General features: G+C 66.4%; 3 protein-coding genes. All 3 read left to right on the top strand.

Translation table 11 applies throughout. The features are described 5' to 3' along the window. Nucleotides 1-977, top strand: a 977-nt coding sequence (locus RT2_RS24850; RefSeq protein ID WP_218019052.1) for an Ig-like domain-containing protein, incomplete at its 5' end; no start/stop codon positions are given. 393 nt (nucleotides 978-1,370) lie between these two features. Continuing rightward, on the top strand, nucleotides 1,371-3,149 hold the full coding sequence (locus RT2_RS24845) for an Ig-like domain-containing protein (RefSeq protein ID WP_072847476.1): 1,779 nt from the start codon (nucleotides 1,371-1,373) through the stop codon (nucleotides 3,147-3,149). A 497-nt stretch (nucleotides 3,150-3,646) separates the two neighbouring features. Then, nucleotides 3,647-4,665 (top strand): Ig-like domain-containing protein (locus tag RT2_RS24840; protein WP_169888586.1); only part of this gene is annotated, 1,019 nt, incomplete at its 3' end.

Genomic DNA, 4,665 nt, shown 5'->3' with positions numbered 1-4,665 from the left:
CGGTGACGGTGACTGCTCCGACTCCGGTCGATGTCGCGACGATGACGACGGTGACGGGTGCGTCTTCGGCGGTCACGGGTGACAATGTGACTCTGGGCGTGCAGGTTTCGCCGGCTCCTGCCGGTGGCACGGTGCAGTTCAAGGACGGTGCGGACAACCTCGGTGGTCCGGTGACGCTGGACGGTTCGGGCAAGGCGTCGATCACGCAGTCGTTCGCGGCGGAGGGTGCGCACAGCATCACCGCGGTGTTCTCCGGTGCTGCCGGGTTCATCGCCTCCACGTCGGCCGTGCATGCGGTGACGGTGACGGCTGCGGCTCCGGTCGACGTCACGACCAGCACGGTTCTGACCCTTCCTGTTGATGTGAAAACTGGTGTGGCCGTTGATCTGTGGGCCGCAGTGAAGGCGCCGAACGGCGACCTGATTCCGTCGGGTGGGCAGGTCACCTTCAAGGACGGTGGCACTGTCATCGGCACCGTGGTGAACGTGGTCGGCGGCGAGGCGAACGTGCGCCACACCTTCACCAGCGCGGGGACGCACACCGTCACGGCGGAGTTCTCCGGCACGACCGGATACCTGGCGTCCGTGTCGCAGTCCGGCACGCTCGAGGTGACGGATCCGGTCGTCACCGACCTTGCCACCACCACCGTGGTGACGCTGCCCGCCACCGCGACGAAGGGGGTTGCGGTGAACCTGGTCGCGACCGTCTCCCCGACTCCGGCCGGCGGCACGGTGCAGTTCATGGACGGCGCCACGCCGATCGGTGCTCCGGTCGGCTTGCTCAACGGCAAGGCGACCCGCTCCTACGCCTTCCCGATCACCGGTGACCGCCACATCACCGCGGTCTACAGCGGTGCCCCGGGGCACCTGGGCTCGACCGCGGAGGTCGGCACGGTCACCGTCGCCGAGGCCAGCACCGGCGGCGGCGACACCGGCAGCGCAAGTGGTTCTCTGGGGAACCTGTTCGGGTCGTCCTGATCCAGGGAATCCTGATCTGAGCACTCCGGGTGTGGCCCCTGCCGAATTTCGGCAGGGGCCACACCCGTTTTTCTTGTAAATGGCTTCATATTTGTTGTAAATGACTTCGGATGGCCGAAGTTCTTGAACGTCGACATTTCGTTGCCGCGGCGAATGAAAGGCGGTCTGGAGTCATTCGCGACCGCCGACCGCGGCGGCTTGATTCGATGAAAATTGCAGGTCAAAGCGCCATTTTGGCCAGTGGAATCAGTGTGGACCGCGCCCGTGGGCGGAAATAGATAGACATGAATCGTCAAATGGCAATCTCTCTGTTATTGGCGCCGTGATGCGTTACCTTGATGTCCGTGAAATCCAGTTGGACGGTTGTCTAGGACCGTCCTCGAGAGGGGAACAATGAGTCAGAGCAACACTCGCCGTGTGGTCGGTGGGCTGAGCGCGTTCGCGGTGGCGGCCGGGTTCGCGGTCACCGCGGGCGTCGGAATGGCAGCTGCGGCGCCGGGTTCGATCACCTGGTCCGACGGCGCATCCACTTTCACCCGCACCATCGACAACGCCACCCCTGCCGGCGACGACACCGTCACCGTCACCACCAAGTGGGCCCGCACCGACGCCAACTGGGAAAAACTCAGTTGGGCGAAGGACTACCACCCGACCTGCCTGACCTACGTCCCGGGTTCCGCCAAGGTCACCGACGCCGCCGGCGTCCACACCATCGAGCCCTACGTCGAGACGGCCGCCGACTACACTGCCGTCGACTTCACCACCCTCGGCTACCAGCCGACCTCCAAGAGGGACGTCGACACCCCGGTCCTGAGCATCCAGTACAAGGTCGGGTACGGGTGTGACCGCGGCACCGCCCTGGCCACGGGCCTGGCCTACAACGGTTCGCGCGGCGCCGGCACCTACACCGACAAGGGTCCTTCCGTCACGGTTGCCAAGAACGTCTCGACGGCGATTCTTGCTGCGGTGCCCGCGGATGTGAAGGTGGGCCAGTCGGTTCCGTTGAGCGCGACGGTAACCGGAGGTGCCGACGGCAACGTCGTCGAGTTCTACGACGGCGCCACCAAGTTCGGCCAGGGCTCGTTGGCGGCCGGCGAGGCGACGTTCGTGTGGGCGCCTGCCGCCGCGGGTGCGCACAGCCTGACGGCGAAGTTCCTGGGGACGACGAAGGCCAACGAGTCCGTCTCGGCGGCGCAGAACGTACCGGTCGCCCCGGCGGACGTCGTCACGACGACTGAGGTGACCGGTCCGGACGCCGCGGTTGCGGGCACGGACGTCACCCTGGACGTGCAGGTCTCACCCCCTCCGAGTGGTGGGATGGTGCAGTTCAAGGACGGCGCCACTGATCTCGGTGGCCCGGTTGCCCTGGATGCCCAGGGCAAGGGCTCCATCACGCAGCAGTTCGCCACGGGTACCCGCAGCATCACCGCTGTGTACGCCGGTGCGGGTGAGTTCCTGACCTCCACGTCGGCGGCGCACATGGTGACGGTGACGGACCCGGCTCCGGTCGATGTCGCGACCACCACGGCTCTGACCCTTCCGGTTGACGTGAAAACCGGTGTGGCCGTCGACCTGTGGGCTGCCGTGAAGGGTCCGAACGGCGACCTGATTCCGTCGGGTGGACAGGTCACCTTCAAGGACGGCGGCACTGTCATCGGCACCGCCGCGGACGTTGTCGACGGTGAGGCGAACGTGCATCACACCTTCGCGACCGCGGGAACGCACAACATCACCGCGGAGTTCTCCGGTGCGACCGGATACCTGGCGTCGGTCTCGGTCTCCGGCGCGCTCGAGGTCACGGATCCGGCCCCGACGGACGTGGCCACCGCCACCGTCCTGACCCTGCCCGCCACCGCGACGAAGGGGGTTGCGGTGGACCTGGTGGCGACCGTCTCCCCGGCTCTGGCCGGCGGCACGCTGCAGTTCATGGACGGCGCAACCGCGATCGGTGCGCCGGTCGGTTTGGTCGACGGCAAGGCGACCCTCTCGTACGCCTTCCCGATCACCGGTGACCGCCATGTCACCGCGGTCTACAGCGGCGCGCCGGGCTACCTGGGCTCGACCGCAGCGGTCGGCACGGTCACCGTCACCGAGGCCGGCACAGGCGGCGGCGACACCGGCAGCGCCGGCAGCTCTGCCGGTTCGTTGGGGAACCTGTTCGGATCGTCCTAGACGGTCAGCACTCCTGACGAGGTGACGTGAGTGTGGCCCCTGCCGAAATGTCGGCAGGGGCCACACCGGTATTTGTTGTAAATGGATTCGGGATTGTTGTAAATGGTTTCCGGGAGCCCCTCCGGGTGCCGAAATTTTGAATCACCACCAGATGGCCGTGCTCGCCCGTATCCACGCCTACTCGCTGTGAAGTCAACAGGTCAGAGCCCTCTGCCTATGGCTGTGTCGGAGTCCGCCTGGGGCCGCACTCGTGGCCAGGGGAATTGATTTCCGGTGTTTCCTCGTTCTGGGCGTGTCAGTCGATCGGACTATTCGTCCAGTTTCTGTACAGCAATCCGCAGTGAATGTCGGAGGACTGCGATATCTTGGCTCGGATTGTTCAAGTTGGACGCTCGTCCTGGACGGTCGTCCTGGACGGTCGTCCTGGACTTTGGGTGAGAGGGAACCATGGCTCACAGCACTGCCCGTCGCAAGTTCACAGGATCAGAGGAACGTCCATGACGTATCGAGTAACAAATCGCGGCATCGCCGCAGGCGCGGCCACAGCACTCGCGATCGGCACGCTGACCATCTTCGGCACCAGCGTCGCCAACGCCGCCCCCGTTGTGCGTGACTGGGCCGACGGGAAGACGAGTTTCAACCGCACCATCAGCAACGGCACCCCCGGCGTGGGCGAGACCATCACGGTCACCACCAAGTTCCGGCGAACCGACAACGTCACCGAAACCATCGCCTGGATTACGGACGTGAACCCGCCCTGCCTGACCTACGTCCCCGGCTCCGCCAAGATGAACGGCAACCCGATCACTCCCGTGGTCAACCCCAATCGGGGCGGCACACCGCCGTCCGGCACCGTCACCGTCAACGGTAGCTGGGCCAACGCACCGGGCACGAACAACCCCGCCTACAGCGTGGACTACAAGGTCGGCGCCAACTGCGCCCTCGGCACCTCCATCGCGACCGGCATGGACTACAGCGGCGACCGCGGCGCCGGCTACTACGGGTTCGGCGGCCCCAACATCACGGTCGGCAAGGGCAACCCCGCCACCACGCTCGCTCCCGTCACCGGCGCCCGCGTCGGCCAGTCGACCTCCCTGACCGCCAGCGTCACCGGCGGCGGCAGCGCAGCAGGCAACCCCGTCGAGTTCTACGACGGTGCCACCAAGATCGGCCAGGGCAACCTCGACGCCGCCGGTGCGGTCTCCTTCGCGTGGACTCCCACCACTGCGGGCGGACATGCCCTGACCGCGAAGTTCCTGGCCACGGCGACGGCGAACCAGTCAGTCTCGGCGGTGCAGAACGTTGCGGTCACCCCGGCCGATGTCACCACCACGACCGCGGTGACCGGCCCGGCCACCGCGGTTGCGGGTACGGATGTCACTCTCGGCGTGCAGGTTTCGCCGGTTCCGAGTGGTGGCACGGTGCAGTTCAAGGACGGCGCCACGAACATCGGTGGCCCGGTCACCCTCGATGCCCAGGGCAAGGGCTCCATCACGCAGCAGTTCGCGTCGGCCGG

This window comes from Rhodococcus tukisamuensis NBRC 100609, from assembly GCF_001894985.1.
In the GTDB taxonomy this organism is placed as follows: Bacteria; Actinomycetota; Actinomycetes; order Mycobacteriales; family Mycobacteriaceae; genus Rhodococcus_G; species Rhodococcus_G tukisamuensis.
This window is presented reverse-complemented; position numbering and strand designations above follow the sequence as displayed.